This is a genomic window from Alicyclobacillus herbarius DSM 13609, from assembly GCF_000430585.1.
GTDB lineage: Bacteria > Bacillota > Bacilli > Alicyclobacillales > Alicyclobacillaceae > Alicyclobacillus_G > Alicyclobacillus_G herbarius.
Map to the genome: position 1 here is coordinate 99588 of NZ_AUMH01000002.1, position 18028 is coordinate 117615.

At 57.7% G+C, this 18028-nt stretch carries 16 protein-coding genes and 2 riboswitches; of the genes, 12 read left to right on the plus strand and 4 right to left on the minus strand.

Translation table 11 applies throughout. The features are described 5' to 3' along the window. Positions 1-87 precede the first annotated feature (87 nt). From bcaP to H522_RS17025, 5 genes are all read left to right on the plus strand, one after another. Positions 88-1521, plus strand: a complete 1434-nt coding sequence (gene bcaP, locus H522_RS17020; protein WP_035452254.1) for a branched-chain amino acid transporter BcaP — start codon at positions 88-90, stop codon at positions 1519-1521. Positions 1522-1716: 195 nt separating this feature from the next. Then, the gene (gene mmgD / locus H522_RS0101930) at positions 1717-2832 is read left to right on the plus strand and encodes a citrate synthase (RefSeq protein ID WP_026961010.1); all 1116 of its coding nucleotides are present in this window, start codon (positions 1717-1719) and stop codon (positions 2830-2832) included. Between the two features lie 186 nt (positions 2833-3018). After that, entirely contained in the window at positions 3019-4431 is a 1413-nt protein-coding gene (locus tag H522_RS0101935) for a bifunctional 2-methylcitrate dehydratase/aconitate hydratase (protein ID WP_026961011.1), read from the plus strand. 14 nt (positions 4432-4445) lie between these two features. After that, positions 4446-5363 carry a methylisocitrate lyase gene (prpB, locus tag H522_RS0101940; RefSeq protein WP_026961012.1) on the plus strand — a complete coding sequence of 306 codons (918 nt, stop codon included), beginning with the start codon at positions 4446-4448 and terminating at the stop codon, positions 5361-5363. Between the two features lie 273 nt (positions 5364-5636). After that, on the plus strand, positions 5637-5987 hold the full coding sequence (locus H522_RS17025) for an RpnC/YadD family protein (RefSeq protein WP_155836125.1): 351 nt from the start codon (positions 5637-5639) through the stop codon (positions 5985-5987). A 137-nt stretch (positions 5988-6124) separates the two neighbouring features. On the opposite strand, the gene H522_RS0101950 is transcribed toward H522_RS17025, so the two are convergent. Next, entirely contained in the window at positions 6125-7492 is a 1368-nt protein-coding gene (locus tag H522_RS0101950; protein ID WP_245577977.1) for a sigma-54 interaction domain-containing protein, read from the minus strand. Positions 7493-7863: 371 nt separating this feature from the next. On the opposite strand from H522_RS0101950, the gene ahlS reads away from it, so the two are divergent. From ahlS to H522_RS0101985, 7 genes are all read left to right on the plus strand, one after another. After that, complete coding sequence (gene ahlS / locus H522_RS0101955) at positions 7864-8709, plus strand: AhlS family quorum-quenching N-acyl homoserine lactonase (protein WP_026961014.1); 846 nt, start codon at positions 7864-7866, stop codon at positions 8707-8709. Between the two features lie 135 nt (positions 8710-8844). After that, complete coding sequence (locus H522_RS0101960; RefSeq protein ID WP_026961015.1) at positions 8845-9972, plus strand: zinc-dependent alcohol dehydrogenase family protein; 1128 nt, start codon at positions 8845-8847, stop codon at positions 9970-9972. A 148-nt stretch (positions 9973-10120) separates the two neighbouring features. Next, a complete protein-coding gene (locus H522_RS0101965) occupies positions 10121-11566 on the plus strand; it encodes an NAD-dependent succinate-semialdehyde dehydrogenase (protein ID WP_026961016.1) in 1446 nt (481 codons plus the stop codon). A gap of 134 nt (positions 11567-11700) precedes the next feature. After that, a riboswitch (cyclic di-GMP riboswitch) is annotated at positions 11701-11787 on the plus strand. A 137-nt stretch (positions 11788-11924) separates the two neighbouring features. Then, positions 11925-12851 carry an EAL domain-containing protein gene (locus H522_RS0101970; protein WP_051343671.1) on the plus strand — a complete coding sequence of 309 codons (927 nt, stop codon included), beginning with the start codon at positions 11925-11927 and terminating at the stop codon, positions 12849-12851. Between the two features lie 60 nt (positions 12852-12911). Further along, positions 12912-13397 (plus strand): hypothetical protein, encoded by a 486-nt coding sequence (locus H522_RS0101975; protein WP_026961018.1) that lies wholly within the window; start codon positions 12912-12914, stop codon positions 13395-13397. Further along, positions 13349-14716 (plus strand): FapA family protein, encoded by a 1368-nt coding sequence (locus H522_RS0101980; RefSeq protein WP_081411786.1) that lies wholly within the window; start codon positions 13349-13351, stop codon positions 14714-14716. The genes H522_RS0101975 and H522_RS0101980 overlap by 49 nt, the downstream gene beginning before the upstream one ends. Next, positions 14709-15146 carry a response regulator transcription factor gene (locus H522_RS0101985; RefSeq protein WP_026961020.1) on the plus strand — a complete coding sequence of 146 codons (438 nt, stop codon included), beginning with the start codon at positions 14709-14711 and terminating at the stop codon, positions 15144-15146. Before H522_RS0101980 ends, H522_RS0101985 begins: the two co-directional genes overlap by 8 nt. Before the next feature lie 59 nt (positions 15147-15205). On the opposite strand, the gene H522_RS0101990 is transcribed toward H522_RS0101985, so the two are convergent. From H522_RS0101990 to H522_RS0102000, 3 genes are all read right to left on the minus strand, one after another. Beyond that, positions 15206-16666, minus strand: a complete 1461-nt coding sequence (locus tag H522_RS0101990; protein ID WP_026961021.1) for an HD domain-containing phosphohydrolase — start codon at positions 16664-16666, stop codon at positions 15206-15208. A 6-nt stretch (positions 16667-16672) separates the two neighbouring features. After that, a complete protein-coding gene (locus H522_RS0101995; protein ID WP_026961022.1) occupies positions 16673-17344 on the minus strand; it encodes a sensor histidine kinase in 672 nt (223 codons plus the stop codon). Positions 17345-17539: 195 nt separating this feature from the next. After that, positions 17540-17758 carry a hypothetical protein gene (locus tag H522_RS0102000; RefSeq protein WP_026961023.1) on the minus strand — a complete coding sequence of 73 codons (219 nt, stop codon included), beginning with the start codon at positions 17756-17758 and terminating at the stop codon, positions 17540-17542. Between the two features lie 26 nt (positions 17759-17784). After that, a riboswitch (cyclic di-GMP riboswitch) is annotated at positions 17785-17870 on the minus strand. Positions 17871-18028: the final 158 nt, after the last annotated feature.

The window sequence follows — 18028 nt, forward strand, 5'->3', positions numbered from 1 at the left end:
ACAACCAATGTTTGCAGAACTATGGTTATAAATGTGTATTCATTGCAAGATACAGAGAGCGGTCAAGCATAAGGAGACGACAGCATGATGCATACCTTGTTTCGGAAAAAACCGATTCTTGCACCGACTGCGACGGAGGGACAAACACAAACCTCCGCCCTCAAACGGGTTCTGGGGCCGTTTGACCTGATTCTGTTTGGTGTCGGCGCCATCATCGGCACCGGAATTTTCGTTCTGACCGGGATTGTGGCTGCGGAAAAAACCGGGCCAGCGCTGGTCTTATCGTTCATCCTCGCCGGCTTGGCCTGTGCCTTCGCCGCCATGTGCTACGCCGAACTCGCGTCGATGGTGCCCGGTTCCGGCAGTGCGTATACGTACAGCTACAGTGCTTTCGGCGAGATTGTCGCCTGGGTCTTGGGTTGGGATTTGATGCTCGAGTACGGCTTGGCCTGCGCGTCCGTGGCCAGTGGCTGGTCCGGCTACTTCCAGGGGCTGCTGGCCGGATTTGGCATTCACCTTCCACAAGCCATCAGCAGTGCCTATAACCCAATCCATCACACGCTCGTGGATTTACCAGCGGTTCTGATTATGCTGGCCGTCACTACGCTCTTGTCGCGCGGCATCCGTGCGTCGGCGCGCGTCAACGCCGCTATGGTGCTGCTGAAAGTCGGCATCGTTCTGCTGTTCATCGTCGTCGGTGCGTTTTACGTCAAACCGGCTAACTGGAGCCCGTTTATGCCATTTGGCTTCTCCGGTGTCACGGCCGGGGCGGCCACCATTTTCTACGCGTACATCGGTTTTGACGCCGTGTCCACCGCCGCCGAGGAAGTGAAAAACCCACAGAAGCACCTGCCCATTGGCATCCTCGGATCGCTCGTGGTCGCGACCGTACTATATATGACGGTGTCCCTCGTCCTCACCGGGATGGTCCCGTACGTCCGCCTCGACGTGAAGGACCCGGTCGCTTACGCGGTGCAGGTGGTGCACCTCAACTGGATTGCCGGACTGATTTCGCTAGCCGCCATCATCGGCATCACCACCGTGCTCATCGTGATGAGCTATGGGCAGACACGGCTCTTGTATTCCATCAGCCGTGACGGCCTGTTGCCGAGCCCCTTCTCCGCTGTGGACAAGCGGCAAACCCCGGTGTTTTCGAATTGGACGACCGGCATTGTCGTCTGCGCGTTCGCCGGTTTTGTGCCTTTGGATACGCTGGCGGAACTGGTCAACATTGGCACCTTGTTCGCGTTCATCACCGTGTCCATCGGGGTGCTGGTTCTGCGCCGGACACACCCCAACCAGCCGCGCCCGTTCCGGGCGCCCTTCGCGCCGGTCTTGCCGGCCCTGTCGGTGTTGTTCTGCGGCTATCTGTTGGTTCACCTCTCCCGTGTCACCTGGATTTGTTTTGCGGTATGGCTGGCGTTCGGGCTGGTCGTCTACTTCGCGTTTGGCCACAAGCACAGCCGCCTGGCCAGCGGCGCCCCGGCGTCCGTGGTCGATCCGGATCGCATCCACGCCTAGCTGTCGGCATGTCACTGTCGTCCGTTTTCTATGGGAATATCCGGGAGATCCCGTTGAGACATTTCGTTTCTGCGCTACAATGGAGGAGAGGACTTGGGCTTTCAGAGGTGGTCCGGGAAGGGGTTTCAGGGCTCTCGCCCGGCTTAACCCCGTCCGGCCACGCGCTTCAATCACCTGAGAGGGGATGTGTGTCAGATGGCGACCATTGAGGCGTATCGTCCAGGTTTGGAAGGCGTTATCGCCGCAGAGACAGCGCTTTCATACCTGGATGTGGAGCATGAGGAAATCGTCATTCGCGGCTACAATCTCATCGAACTGGCGCAGACGAGACCGTACTTGGATGTGGCGTACTTGCTTTGGGAAGGGCGCCTGCCGGACACGGCCGAGGCGCAGGCCTTTGGGCAGTCTCTCAGGGCTGAGGGGGGCTTGCCGGAAGGCATTTTTACGTTGTTGCAATCCCTGACGAAACAGACCCACCCCATGGACGCCCTGCGCACCGGGCTGTCCGCCCTGGCGGGCTTCGACGCCCAACTGGACGACCGTTCACCCGCGGCCAATCGCGAAAAGGGAACCCGCATCTTGGCGAAGATGCCGCACCTGGTTGCCAACAGCTATCACATCCTGCAAGGTGAAAGTCCCATTCTGCCGCGCTCGGACCTGTCGTTTTCCGCCAACTTTCTCTATATGATTACTGGCCGGGAGCCAAGTCCGCTGGAAGCCGCGACGTTTGATCAGTCCCTGATTGCCTACATTGAACACGAGATGCCGAATTCGACGTTTACCGCGCGTGTAATCGCTTCCACGCAAGCGGACATCTACGGCGCCCTGACCGGGGCTGTCGCCTCACTCAAAGGCAACCTGCACGGGGGCGCCAATGAGGCGGTGATGCTGATGCTGGCGCAGGTCAAGACCGCCGACGAGTTCGAGCAGCTCATCCGTAGCAAGTTGCTGCGCAAGGAGCGGATTATGGGCTTTGGCCACCGGGTCTACATGAAAAAACCGGATCCCCGTGCCCTTCTCATGAAAGAGGCGCTAAAGCGCCTAGTGGCGGAAAAGGGGAACGAGGAGCTGCTCGCGATGTGCGAGCGGGGCGAGGACGTGATGCGCGAGGAGAAAGGCCTGTACCCGAACCTCGACTACTACGCCGCGCCGGTCTACTATCTGCTCGGCATTCCGATTCCGCTTTACACGCCCGTCTTTTTCGCCGCCCGGACGGCCGGCCTGGTGGCGCACGTGATGGAGCAGCACGCGAACAATCGCCTGTTCCGGCCCCGTGTGCACTATACGGGCCCGCGCGGCTTGCACCCGTAACCCCTGCCGCAAGTGTCGGGAGTCTGAACCCGTAACCTACGCGCCCTGTGTCGTCGTCGTGCACTCACCACGGTGCGCGAGAGGACAGCGGCTGAACCGGCGGAGGTCTGCTATGATAGACCTAGGAAAAGAAATGACAGAAAGGGAGACACACACTTGGCAACCAACCAGAACCGCGAGACACAGGTGTATGACCCACTCCTCACCGAGATCGCCAACTATGTCGTGGATACGCCCATTACCAGCGCGGAGGCGTACACCACTGCCCGCTACGTCCTGATGGATGCCCTCGGCTGCGGCATCCTCGCCCTTTCTTTCCCGGAATGCACCAAGCTCCTGGGGCCGCTGGTGCCCGGCGCCACCCTGCCTGGGGGCGCGCGCGTACCGGGCACCAGTTTTGAGCTTGATCCGGTCCAGGCCGCGTTCAACATCGGCGCGATGAACCGCTGGCTGGACTACAACGACACCTTCCTGGCCGCCGAGTGGGGCCACCCGTCGGATAACCTGGCCGCCATCCTGGCCACGGCCGACTACCTCAGCCGCCAGCGCACCCGGCGCGGCAAACCCGGGATCGACATGAAAACGGTTTTGACGGCGATGATTAAGGCGCACGAGATTCAGGGCGTTTTGGCGCTCGAAAACAGCCTCAACCGCGTCGGGCTTGATCACGTCTTATTCGTCAAGGTGGCCTCGACGGCTGTGGCCACGGCGCTGCTTGGCGGCAGCCGCGAGGAAGTCGAGCGCGCCCTATCCAACGCGTTTATCGACAACGGCAGCCTGCGCACCTACCGGCACGCGCCGAATACCGGATCGCGCAAGTCCTGGGCAGCAGGGGACGCCGCCAGTCGCGCCGTACGCCTGGCCCTGATGGCCATCAAAGGCGAGATGGGCTACCCGAGCGCATTGTCCGCGCCGGTCTGGGGCTTTGAGGACGTGGTGATGCACGGGAAAAAGCTGACCTTGCAGCGGCCGCTCGGCTCGTACGTCATGGAAAACGTGCTGTTTAAGGTTTCCTATCCGGCCGAGTTTCACGCCCAGACGGCCGCCGAGTGCGCGATTGCCCTGCACGAGCAGGTCAAAGACCGCCTGGACGAGATTGACCGCATCACGATTTACACGCAGGAGTCGGCGGTGCGCATTATTGACAAGACCGGGCCGCTGCACAACCCGGCCGATAGGGATCACTGTATCCAGTACGTGGTCGCCATCGGGCTTTTGTTCGGCGACCTGACGGCGGATCACTACGAGGACGACGTCGCGGCCAATCCACGCATCGACTGGTTGCGGGAGAAGATGACGGTCGTGGAAGACAAGCAGTACAGCCGCGATTATCTCGATCCGGACAAACGTTCGATTGCGAACGCGATTCAGATTCACTTTCGCGACGGCAGCCAGACGGAGAAGGTGGAGCAACACTATCCGCTCGGCCACCGCTTCCGCCGCGCCGAGGCGATGCCCAAGTTGGAGCAGAAGTTCCTTGCCAACCTGGAGACCCACTTCGCCAGCAAGCAGGTGGAGCAGATTGTCCGGCTTGTCCAGGACGAGGAACGCCTGATGGAGACCGACGTAGAGGATTTCATGGACCTGTTTGTGGTGTGAAGGAGGAACGAGCTTTGTCCTGGCTGATTCGAGAACACACAGACCAAGCACAACTGGCCAACCGTTTTCGGAACCTTATTCAAGGCCCGGAGCTGCTCAAGATACCGGGAGCCCATGACGCCATGGCTGCCCTGGTAGCGCAGCAGGTGGGCTTTCAGGCGCTGTATCTCTCCGGCGCGGCGTACACCGCCAGTCGCGGCCTGCCCGATTTGGGCATCGTCACGTCCACGGAAATGGCCGATCGCGCCCGTGACTTAGTCCGGGCGACGGGCCTGCCGGTCCTGGTGGACATCGACACCGGTTACGGCGGGGTCTTGAACGTGGCGCGGACCGCGCGGGAGATGGTGGAGGCGGGCGTCGCCGCGGTGCAGATTGAGGACCAGGAGATGCCGAAAAAGTGCGGCCACTTAAACGGCAAGAAACTCGTCCCCGCAGAGGAAATGGTGCAGAAAATCCGCATCCTCAAGGAGGTGGCCCCGACTCTGGTGGTCATCGCCCGCACGGACGCGAAGTCGGTGGAAGGCCTTGATGCCGCCCTGGCACGGATGCGTAAGTACGTGGCAGCCGGCGCGGACGGACTGTTCCCAGAAGCCCTCTCCAGCGAGGAAGAGTTTGCCCGGGTCGGGCAGGAGCTGGGCCGCGACGTGCCGCTGTTGGCCAACATGACCGAGTTTGGCAAAACACCCTACTTCACGGCCGACCAGTTCGCTTCCTGGGGATTCAAAATGGTCATCTACCCCGTCACTTCTCTGCGCGTTGCGGCCAAGGCGTACGAGCGCGTGTTCCAACAGATTTTCACGGAAGGGACTCAGGTAAAATCCCTCGAGGACATGCAGACTCGCAAGGAGCTGTACGAGACCATTCGCTACTACGACTACGAAGACCTGGATAACCACATCGCAAAAACGGTGCTGCCGGAGATAGGCAGCTGACGTCCGGTTGCTGCCGAAAATCCGGGCGTGACGGATGCGAGGGGCTCACCGCGAGAGGGACTCACCGTGACTACGATTTGAGCCCATCCAAACACCGCACGCGTTGTCTCCCAGGGGCCCAGTCTGAATCCAGGCCTCGCCGAGATGCGGCGGGCCCTGGTCCAGACTGGGCCCCGCGTCGGTATCAAAACCGACCGAGTACGTTTGGCTTTCGCTCTGCATATGCGCTATCAAAAGCGGTCCCAAGAGCAGGTGTTTCAAAAGGTTGTCGATTTGACTGAAAAAATACCCGATAAGCACGAGCAAAACTATGTGACTGCGCTAATCCTTGGCTTAAGCGGGCGGAATCTCACCGAGTCGCAAAAGCAGTTGCTCGAGGAGGCGATGAAGATGACGGACATCGTGCGTGAGTTGTGGGCCAAGGCGGAACGCGAAGGCTGGCAAAAGGGTCTGGAGCGAGGCTTGCAGCAAGGTCTGGAGCAAGGTCGCAAGGAAGGCCGTAAGGAGACCTCTGCACACGTTGCCTTTAAGATGTTGATGGAGGGCATGGACCCGGAAGTGGTCATGAAAATTACGGGACTATCCCGCAAGGAACTCGATACACTGCGCCGCAACTTGAATTGAATCTCCCCCCTCGACGGGCCCGACGAACTTCGTCGCCGGTCGAGACGGGAAAGTAATTCGCTTGCGAGCAGGCATCAACAGGCTTTGTGCCGTCCATTTTTCAACCCAATTCATCCCCGCCAGCCGATATGTCACGCCTATAGATGAAGTCCCCAGCGCTTCACCTTTTTGACCAGCGTCGAGTGGTCGATACCCAGCGCCCGGGCGGCTTGCCGATAGGTTCCGTGTTGACGCAGCGCCTCGCGTACCCACTCCTTTTCGATTGACTCCAGGCGTTGGCGCAGCGGTTTGGTCTCGTTTGCAATTGTCGGGTTCACCTGCTGGATATGGGGTGGGAGGTGGTGCGGTTCAACCAACAGCGAAGGTACAGACACTACAAGGCTCTCCATGAAATTCTTCACTTCGCGCACATTCCCCGGCCATGGATACTGCGTCAGCAGGACGCGCGTCTTCGCGGCCAGTCGCTTGTCCATGCGGTAGGCCGATTTGTAATAGGAAAAAAAGAAGTCGATAAACGCCTCCACATCCTCGGGCCGCTCTGCTAAAGGCGGAATCCGGATTTCGACGACCTGCAGCCGATAGAACAGGTCTTCGCGGAAACGTCCGTCCCGCACCAACTGGCGCAAATCTTGGTTGGTGGCGGAGATGATGCGTACGTCAATCGGCCGGGCCTTCGTGCCGCCCACCCGCTGCACTCGCATATCCTGCAGCACGCGCAGCAACTTTGCTTGCAGCGACAACGGCATATCGCCAATTTCGTCGAGTAGGATGGTGCCTTTGTCCGCTAGCTCCAACAGCCCCGGTTTGCCGCCACGGCGCGCGCCGGTAAAAGCTCCATCCTCATAGCCCATCAGCTCGGACTCAAGGAGGTTTTCGGGGATGGCCGCACAGTTCACCTTGATGAATGGCTGATTGCGCCTGTCGCTGAGCTGGTGGATGAGGTTAGCCATGACCTCCTTGCCGCACCCGGAGGGCCCCGTCAACAGCACGCTGGTCGGATACGGCGCGACCTGCCGCACCTGCTCGACAATCCGCCGCATCGCCGGGCTTTTGGCAATTACGTTGGGCTCTTGGTCATCACCGACCCGGTAGCGGTGGCGGTGCAGCTCCGACAGCCCGCGCACTCGTTCCAGTTCTGCGCTCACGCGGTTGAGTTCCGTAATGTCGCGCACGCTGGTCACGACCAGCTCGATGCCTCCATCTTCGTTGAACACCGGCGTTCCTGTTACAATCACCTCGCGCCCGTTGCGCAGGTTTTGCATCAGCGATTCCGTGCGTTTCGTTTCCAAGACAACCAGCGACACCGAGCAGTTGATGAACCCACTTTCAATCAATTCCGCCATGTGTCGACCGATAAGCTCGTCCCGGCGCGCGCCGGACAAGGCCTCATACGCCGAGTTCACCAGCAGGGTATATCCCTTGCCATCCACAACGTACACGCCGTCTGGAAACCATTCGATGACTTCGGGGAGTCGCGACTTGAGAGACGCGTCGATGACCAGCACCGCCATGTCTCCTTTCTGGTGAAAGCGTTCACCATAGGTGAAGCGTATCACCACCTGGTTGAATCGACAAGACCGACTTTGCGTCCACGCATGGTGAAAACATTCACCACGACGCGATCAATGCGGATTCCACCTGGGCCAAAACTGCGGCCAAAATTCCGGTCAATACCTGGGCCAAACCCGGCGAAACCCCGGCCCAACTCGGGCAAAACCCCGGTCAAAACCACGCTCAAAAACCCGACACAAGGGCGACAGGATCTATTGGCACGAAAATTGCATTATCGAAAATCATGGACGCATCGTCGAATCACGGACGGATCGTCCACACCCGGCACGCGAGTAACCACGTCAACCAAAGGAGTTGAAGCCAAGTGAACCTCGTGAAACCGCATCCAAAGCTGTACGTGATGGACAACGGGCGCATGCGAATGGACAAAAACTGGATGATTGCCATGCACAATCCCGCTACCGCGGAGGAGCCCAACCGGCCGAACGAGATGGTCGAGTTCCCCATCTACACGGTGCTGATTGACCACCCAGAAGGCAAGATTCTCTTCGACACCTCGTGCAATCCGAACTCCATGGGGCCATCCGGCCGCTGGGCGGAAATCACCCAGTCCCAGTTTCCTTGGACCGCCAGCGAGGAGTGCTACCTGCATAACCGACTCGAGCAGCTGCGCGTGCGTCCGGAGGACATCCGCTACGTCATTGCGTCTCACCTGCATCTCGATCACGCCGGTTGTCTCGAGATGTTCACGAACGCCACCATCCTCGTGCACGAGGACGAGTTGCACGGGGCGTTGGAAGCCTATGCCCGCAACCAAAAGGCGGGCGCCTACATCTGGGCCGACATCGACGCCTGGATTCGCAACAATCTCCAGTGGCGGACCGTGAAGCGCCATGAGGACAACCTCTTACTCGCAGACGGCGTGCGCGTGCTCAACTTCGGCAGCGGCCACGCTTGGGGCATGCTGGGGCTGTACGTGGAACTGCCCGAAAAAGGGAATCTCATCCTCGCCTCCGACGCCATCTACACCAAGGAGAGCTATGGACCGCCGGTGAAACCGCCCGGAATTATCTACGACTCGGTCGGCTTCGTCCGTACCGTCGAACGCATCCGCACCCTGGCGCACGAGTACAAAGCGGACGTCTGGTTTGGCCACGACGCCGAGCAGTTTGCCACGTTCCGCAAATCGGACGAAGGGTATTACGAATAACGGTTGTCCATGAAGGACTCGCCATGACCTCAGGGCAGTCGATGAAGGACCATCCACGACGGGCCATAAATGGATAAAACCCACGACAAACCAAGCCAAACCCAGCGGCCTAACGACCAAGGAGGAGATACCCACATGAAGACCAAAGCCGCCGTGTTGTACGAGATGGGGCTGCCCGCCCCGTACGCCGACAGCAAGCCCCTCAAGATAGAGACCTTGGACCTCGACTCGCCCGGCCCTGGTGAGGTGTTAGTGCGCATCCGGGCTGCCGGCCTGTGCCACTCCGATTTGTCGGTCATCAACGGATCGCGCCCGCGCCCTACGCCTATGGCTCTGGGCCACGAGGCGGCGGGCGAGGTGGTGGAAGTCGGCCCCGGCGTGACCGACCTGCGTCCCGGGGATCACGTGGTCTGCGCCTTTGTCCCGAGCTGCGGCCACTGCCTGCCCTGCCAGGAGGGCCGACCTGCGCTCTGTGAACCGGGCGCCGCCGCCAACACCGAGGGCACGCTCCTCTCGGGCGCCCGTCGCCTGCACTTGGACGGGCAGCCGGTGCACCACCACCTCGGCGTCTCCGGGTTCAGCGAGTACGCCGTCATCGCCCGCAATTCGCTCATCCCGGTGGACCCGGAAGTTCCGTTTCATCAGGTGGCGCTGTTTGGCTGCGCCGTCATCACCGGAGTCGGCGCCGTGGTCAACACCGCCCGCGTCCCGGTGGGCGCGAGTGTCGCCATCGTCGGTCTCGGCGGGGTCGGCCTGTCGGCATTGCTCGGCGCGCGGGTGGCCGGGGCCGCCCGCATCGTCGCCGTCGATGTGAATCCCGACAAGCTCCGCCTGGCGGAAAGCCTGGGCGCCACGGATACGTTTGACGCGCGCGATCCGGACGTGATTCGTCGCATTCGTGAGGCCACGCAGGGCGGGGTGGAGTACGCGTTTGAAACGGCGGGTGCCGTGCCGGCGCTGCAAACCGCCTACGCCATCACGCGCCGCGGCGGAACCACGGTCACCAGCGGCCTGCCACACCCAGACCACCAGTTCTCCTTCCCGCAGGTGACCCTGACGGCCGAAGAGCGCACCCTTAAAGGCTCCTATGTGGGCAGCTGTGTGCCCCAAAGGGACATCCCGCGCTTTATCGACTTGTTTAAGCAGGGTCGGCTGCCCGTGGACAAATTGTTGACAGACACCCTATCGTTGGAGGACATTAACAGTGGGTTTGATCGACTCAACCGGGGTGAAGCCTCCCGGTTAGTCGTCCGCATGGACTAAGCCTCGATGCGGAAGGCGCAAAGAGTTCGCGCGCCATCAACCCGCCACCGGCGTGTGGACATGCGCCGGTCCGAAGCCGTTCCCCGGCGGTGTGGGTGCGCCGAGGGACATTGCTTCGGACAACTTGTCAAGGGAGTGACGGCCAGCCATGGAACTCGGAGCTTACCAGAATTACATCGGTGGAGAGTGGACGAACGGATCGGCCAAAGAGACGTTTGACGTGGTCAACCCAGCCACGGAACAGGTCGTGGCCACCGTGCCCAACGCCACGCCGGAAGATATGCGGGCGGCCATCGACAAGGCGGCCGCCGTTCAAGATGAGTGGGCAGATACCTTGGCCAGCGAGCGGGCCCGCATCCTGCACGCAGCAGCGGCCAAGATGCACGCCGAGGCGGATCGGCTCGCGCGCATTATGACGATAGAAGAAGGGAAGCCCTTGGCCGAGGCGCGCGGCGAAGTCAACTACGCGGCCTCGTTCCTCGACTGGTTTGCCGAGGAGGGGCTGCGCATCTACGGGGATACCATCCCCAGCAGTTCGCCGGACAAGCGTTTGTTGGTCATCAAGCGGCCGGTCGGCATCACGGCAGCGATTACGCCCTGGAACTTCCCGGCGGCCATGATTACCCGTAAGCTCGGTCCCGCGCTCGCGGCCGGCTGCACGATGATCATCAAACCGTCGGAGTTGACGCCTCTGTCCGCGTTCGAGATGGCCCGCATCTTCGAGGAGGTCGGGCTGCCAAAGGGCGTCCTCTCGGTCGTTGTGGGCACCGACGCCCCAGCCCTCGCCAAGGTCATCATGGAGGACTTCCGGGTACGCAAAGTGTCGTTTACCGGATCGACCGAGGTCGGGAAAATCCTCATGCGCCAGGCGGCCGACACGGTTAAGCGGGTGTCGATGGAGCTGGGCGGGCACGCGCCGTTCCTCGTCTTCGCGGACGCCGACCTGGACGCGGCGGTCGACAACGCGGTCAGCTGCAAGATGCGCGGTATGGGCGAAACCTGCGTCTCCGCCAACCGCATCTATGTCCAGCGCCCGGTTTACGACGAGTTTGTCCGCAAGCTGGCGGACCGTATGGGCAGCATGCGGGTCGGCAACGGCCTGGAGGAGGGCGTGACGGTAGGGCCGCTGATTGAGTCGGCGGCGATTGAGAAGGTGAAGCGTCACGTGGAGGACGCCCTGGCCAAAGGTGCACGCCTCGTCGTCGGCGGCAAGGCTAAGGAAGGCCCGGGCTGGTTCTATACCCCCACGGTGCTCGCGGACGTCAATCACTCGATGCTCATCACCAAGGAGGAGACGTTTGGTCCGGTGGCGGCGGTCTTGCCGTTCGACACCGAGGAGGAAGTCGTCCGCTACGCCAACGACACGGTGTATGGCCTGGCTGCCTACTACTTTACCCGCGACGTGGGTCGTGTCTTTCGCCTGGCGGAGCGCCTGCAGTACGGCATCCTTGGCGCCAACGACGGTATCCCGTCCACCGCGCAAGCCCCGTTTGGCGGCGTGAAGGAATCAGGCATCGGCCGTGAAGGCAGCAAGTACGGCATCGCCGAGTACCTGGACATCAAGTACGTGTCATTGGGTGGCATCCTGAGCTGACAGGTCGTTCTCGGCAGAAGGAGGAGGTAGAATGCCTCCTTCTTTTGTGATTGCGCTTTGTAGAATTTTGTCGTATGATGTCAATAAATCGTCAAAGCTTTTGCACGGAAGAAGACGAAAACACATAATGTGGAATGTGCTCAGGGCAAACCAGTGGAAACGCTGGGACGCAAAGCCACGGGTCTACGGGCGATATCGTCTAGGACAGCCGGGTTGCCACGAAATGTCACGATATTGGTCACGTGGGAGGGACGACCCTGAGGGTCGTCCTTTTTGTAATATGGGGTGAGGCATGGTGAATCAACAGAGAAAACCAAACGCTGAGGGGAAAGATAGAAGCTCCCCAAACACACGGGGTATGCATCTGTCAACCGCGTTTGTCTCATCCATGATACGCGAAGTTACAGCAGAGCATATCCAGCAAATCCTCGCTGAAGGGACGTTGTTCAGCTATTATCAACCCATTATCAATCACCAGGGGTCTTACGTGTTCGCGCACGAGGCGCTCAGCCGTCCCTGGTTGAACACGCCCAGTGTGATGATGGCTCCAGATTGTTGGTTCTATACTGCGTACAAGTGTGGCCGGTCGTTGGAGGCAGACTTGTTGGCTATCCAATCAGCGCTCAAACATCGTGTGTGTCCGGGGGACGTCCGGACAGGTGGATACCTGTTCGTGAATGTCCTTCCCACGACTTTAGCTGAACCGTGTTTTCTCGTCGAATTGGAATCCCTCCTACTCACCTACGACCAATCCCCGAACGGTCTCGTATTCGAAGTCACAGAAAACATTGCCTATGATACGAAGCGTCTGGCAGAACAGCTTAAGCCCCTTCGGTCTTGGGGCATCCATATTGCTCTGGACGACGTTGGAGCAGGGTATGCCGACCTGCGGGCGATGGTGGATTTGGAACCGGACTTCATCAAGCTGGACCGGTCGCTGGTGCAGGGTGTGGCAACATCCAGGAACCGCCAGCGGCTGTTGGAGTCATTCGTACAATTTATGACCTCTGGGACTGCTGTGATTGTGGAAGGGATTGAAACCCTGGACGACCTACTGGCCGCTCAAGAGGCGGGGGTCCATCTCAGCCAAGGGTATTACTGGGCTCCTCCGTTTCCGGACGAAGTCCTAAAAAAGTTGTTCGAGCGCGTCGAGGGGGTGCGCGAGCCACCGACGAGACTCGGACAGGAACGTGAAGAACAGGTGGATGACATGACGGTTCCAGTTGAGAGTCAACATTGGGACCGATTATTGGTCTTGTACCAACGAGCCATGTGTCGGCTTTGAAATCATCCTACGAATTACGTCGCCACATTGCCACGATGTTCATAGGATTTGGAGGAGCATATGGAGATCAAGACACTTTCCCGAAAGATCTTCCTCAGTAGATTGAGAAGACGGAAGGCACCGGATGTATCGGAAACAACACGCAAGCCGGTTCCCCATATGCCCCCACCTGTGAACGGGACAGCTTGGGTTGTTGCCGGTAAAATCCACGTCTCGGACCCCAAGAACTACGGAGCCTATGCGACGATTGTGGTTCCGGATGATTCGTGCCTGAAGGTGACGATAGACGGCGAGCCGGTTGTCGGGGAAGTGGTGGTGAGTGAGTCACACAATATCCAAGTGGAACTCATCGCGCGGAAGCCGTCGGTAGCCTATGAGCTGTTTGTCTCGGACGATAAGCTCAGCGTTTCCGTAAAGGCCACGGTTGTGCTCGGCATGATGCCTGCGTTGAAGGATAGCGATCCAAGGAGAGGTTGGTACTCCAGGTCGAGAAAACGATGTATCCGCCGGAAGAGACTTCTCCGAGTACGATATTGGAGCTGTTGAATGCCAACGGATTTAAGGGAGCTATTGATTCGCAAGGCCTACGGCGCATTTGTCAGGCGAAGGAAACCACCCAAGAAGTCGTTTTACGAGGCATCCGCCCCCAGTGTGCAGGCCGTGACAAGTGGAAATTCCCGCACTTCCCGACGGAAGCGGATGATTTCTTACGGACCAAACGTCCGGGGTGTGTTCCTATTGGGACCACGGTGGGGGTCGTGGAGCGTGGGCACGGCAACATCCCGGGGAAGAATGTTTATGGACAGGAAATCGTTGTCGAACCGAAGGAGCCGTCCTTGTCGCTGGGAGATGGAGTCGTCCTGGTCAAGAACCATCTTGTCGCGTCACGGAATGGAAGGATTTGTGTCACGAAAGACCACATTGATGTCGTTCCCGAGATGACCATCGCACACGATGTGAGTGGAAAAGACGGCGCCATCCGCTTCGACGGAAATGTAATTGTGAGAGGAAATGTGGAAAACGGCGCTTTCATCAAAGCGACAGGGTATATTATTGTTTATGGATCCGTACGTGATTCAGAGGTCATGGGAGAACGGGGCGTGATTATCACAGGCGAGGCCAACCGAGCGAAAGTGGTTGGCGGGTATCAACAGATGATTTACGGAACCCTTGCCGGTCTGATTGAAGCCATGTTGATTGAATTAAACCGGTTTCGGGACGAATATCTCATTATGGTCGGACATGCGTTGCGACGTTCAGACGCCCATGTTATCATACCGAAAATTCCAGCATTACTTTTAGAGAAACGGCATGACGAGTTGACGCGGCTGTTGACTACGTTTGTCACCAAATACGCCGATGACCTGGCGCAGGTGGATGTGTCTTATCGTATGCTGAAAGATTCGATTGTTAGGAAATGGAAAGGAGAACAGAGTGACTCGATATCCCAGAGAGAAATCGACTCCTTGATGAGTAACATGGAGAAGTATAGCCAAAAGATTGCTTCGATACAGGCGCGTAAGTCGTTCGTGCGCGTTGCCACCTGCCAATCGAGTACCCTTCACAGCACGGGGAACATCCTGGTGCAGAAGCGAAGTGTGTCGAGCGCGATAGAGAGTGGGAATACCCTATCTATCCTAGGGTCCATGAAAGGTGGATTCGTTGTCGCCCAGAAATCCGCATACATTGGACAGATTGGAACACCGGCCGCCACAGAAGGGAGCGTCTTAGTCGTCAACCCGGATGGATTTATTCGAGGCCGACTGGCGTACGAGAACACCTTGTTGCAGGTAGGGCAGAGGAGAGTTCGGTTGTATCATACGATGTGGGATTTCCGGTTTGGAGGTGAACAAAAAGATGGTTAAAGTCTTACTTGTTGACGACTTCGATGAAACGTTGGAATCGCTGGAACTGGTATATGGCTTTCATCCAGACGTCCAGGTCGTCGGACGCGCACATAACGCGGAGGAAATGTGGGACATCCTGGGGCAACAGCAAGTCGATTACGTTTCATTAGATATCCAATTGGGAGCCGAAAGCGGCCTTGAGCTGTGTCGACAAATCCGAAAAAAATACCCTAAAATCTTTGTTGTCATGTGCTCCGTCGAGGCATCTGACCGAATGCAAAAATCGGCCATAGATGCAGGAGCCTCGTACTTTCTCGCCAAGCCGATTGGCATGAATGAGATTAACCATGCCGTCTCCAGTTGCTTGAAATGGCATGGCGGGGAAGATTCATTGACCGAGCAGGAGGCGGACGATTTATTGCGGCTCCTAGACAGTGAGTTCAAGTAACAGAAACAAAGCCACAGCACAGCCTGTCGGACTGTACCCGGTTCGTCAACGGTGTGCAGTTAGTCAACGGCATGCATCCGAACAAACGCCTGAACCACGTCCGGATCAAACGCTATGCGGCGATTTTCAATCAGCTCGTTCAGAGCCGAAAAGTGGTCTTTTCCGCCAAGCACAATTTGGGTACAATAGTGGTCGACTACAGCCAACACACGGGCCAGGTAATCAATGTCGTTGGCTGTTTTTCCGTTTGGGAACCCGGAGCCGTCATAACATTCATGATGATCTTGGATAATGTTCGTGATTTCACAGGACAGACCTAAGGTTTGCGCCATTTGCACACTCAACGAAGGGTGCAATTTATATTTCTCGAACGCCTGCTCGGAACGTTGTGGATTCAGGACGACCTCGTTTTCCAACGCCGTCCACCCATAGTCGGCGAATCTGGATGCTAGCACCAAGTCTCTCCGCTGCGGCTCCGGCAACTCTAATTCTTCGGCCATGAGTTCCACATAATGTGCCCGCAAGTCCAGCAATTTCATCACTTGCTTGTGAATCAGCTCTTGTGAATTGATAGCATCCAAGCACTGCAGAAAGTGTTGTATCTCATCGAGCGAGATGTCCCACCCCTCATCATCGGCGGGCCCAGGTGGGGGATTATCCTCCCAGCGGCTCACTTCCGATTCGATATCCTGCCACTGCCGCCACATCGCCAGTTGGCCAAACAGAACCTGGGCCTTTTCGTATAGCCGGAAGGCCAGCTCAGACTCGCCCAAGCGGATGCTAATATTTGCGAGCAAGTGACAGAGACGGGCAATGTATTCTTTTTCGTAGGCGATAAAGGACGACCATATGATGCTCAGGGCCTGTTTTGCGTACTCGATACTCTGGGCCATCTTGCCTTGGAGCAGGTATAATCGGCCTAGGTCCGATAGAATGGACATGTCGTTCCCCTGGCTCAATTCGTAGGCCTTCAGAAGGTAGGATTCGGACGTGCTGTAATCACCTATTTCTAGATAAGCAAGTCCTAGGTTGTTATTCAGTACTACATCGTTTCGATGGATGTTATGCTGTCGATATGCGAGAAAGCTCTCTTGGCTGCTCACGATAGCCTGCATGTAAAACCCGTTGATGCCTTCAATCCCAGATAAATTTAACCATAAGAGCCCCTTGGTCGCCGGAGAGACAACATCTACATATTTTTTTAACTCGCTCAAGATGCGGTAGCAGGTATCGAATTCGGACAGACGGTGATAAGCGGCGGCCAGAACTGTGTTACGCTTGACCCATATGTCGCGGTCCGCAGCGTGCTCAATTGCTTTGGTAAAATACACGACAGCCTGCTGAAAGCTGGCCGTATGATAATACAACACACCGAGTTCATGGTACATCGCTGCCAGCTGTTCGGCATCACAATCAGCAGGCACGTTTTCTATGCATCGACGCAGCTCGTCAATCGCAGCCTGAAAAAGCCCCTTCAATCGCAGTCGCTTGGCTGTATCCAGGGTGGCCCCAATACTCATTTATGTTCACCCGTTGTATACTGGAACTCGAATGACAAATGTGCTTCCCTGGCCAATGACCGAATCAATGTCCAGTTGTCCTCCCAGGTAGGCTGCGCGTTCTTTCATCCCGATGAGTCCGTAGTGCCCGGGCGGAATGTAGTTCGGGTCAAAGCCCACCCCATCATCCTGGATGGTGATGACAAGCTCGGCTTCATGATGTGCAAACGCAACCTTGATGGTTTTGGCCTTTGCGTGTTTTTTGATGTTGTTCAGGACTTCTTGGATAAGTCGATAGAGCGCCACCTGTTTCGCCGGGGCAATCCCTTTGGAAACCAACCCATCTTCGACTTCAAAGAGCACAGGGACGTTCCAGTTTTTTTCGTATTGCACGCACAATTCCCGAACCGCCTCAATGAGACCGACTTCGTCGACCGCAATCGGGCGCAAGTCGTAGATCAAGGCACGGATTTCATGGGTGACATCCGCCACCCGTTTGTGAAGCTGGCTTACGAGAGCCTTGGCCATCTCTGGATTCGATTCAATCATGGCATTCAGGACATCCAACTTCATGCTGATGTTGGTGAGCGCCTGGGCCGGGCCGTCGTGCAAATCTCTCGCGATTCGCCGGCGCTCTTCCTCCAACAGGCGGATGCCATGGTCCGTTGCGTCGAATACCGGCAAGACGGGTTTCTCCATCCGCGGATTTCCTCCGTATCTATTGTCTACAAATGTCTACAGAAAAAATACAGAGAAGCGCGACGAAGTCGCGCTTAACTTTTTTCTGGAGCGAGATTCCTAGTCTGTTGCGAGCTGCAATGATCGTATCACAGCATCAAGCTAAATTAGAATGTCAAATCAAAACATGCCCGAGGAGACCAATCGCTCGGCGGTTCATTCCACAACGAGTCTAAATCCATCATGCGTGAACTTGTTGACGGTGCCCGTATCGGAACGATTGGCTTGCCCCTGTGTGCTGCCAGGGTTCGATACGGCTGCAACCGGCTGTCCGGTCGTGCTGCCACTTGTGCGGATGACGTCTGCAAATGCGGGGGCGATACTGGCGCCAAGAATCGCGGCGGCGGTGATGGAGGTGACCAACAACTTCTTCATTCGACATCTCTCCCTTTACAGTGGGTTCTGGCAGCCCGGCTATCCTAGGCTAGTTGCCCGTAGACCCGTGGCTTTGCGCCCCTGTCTTTCGACAGGTTTGCCTTTAAAAATTGGCCAGACAGCCAATAGAGGCTGTTGGTTAGATTATACCAATGTTCGACATAGATTGTAAGTCTCTCTGTGTAAAATTTCTGTAGGGAGAATAAAGGCTTCCTTGAAAACCCTCACTAAAAACCTCGCATCGCAAATCTCGTTTGCGTTCAACTTCGT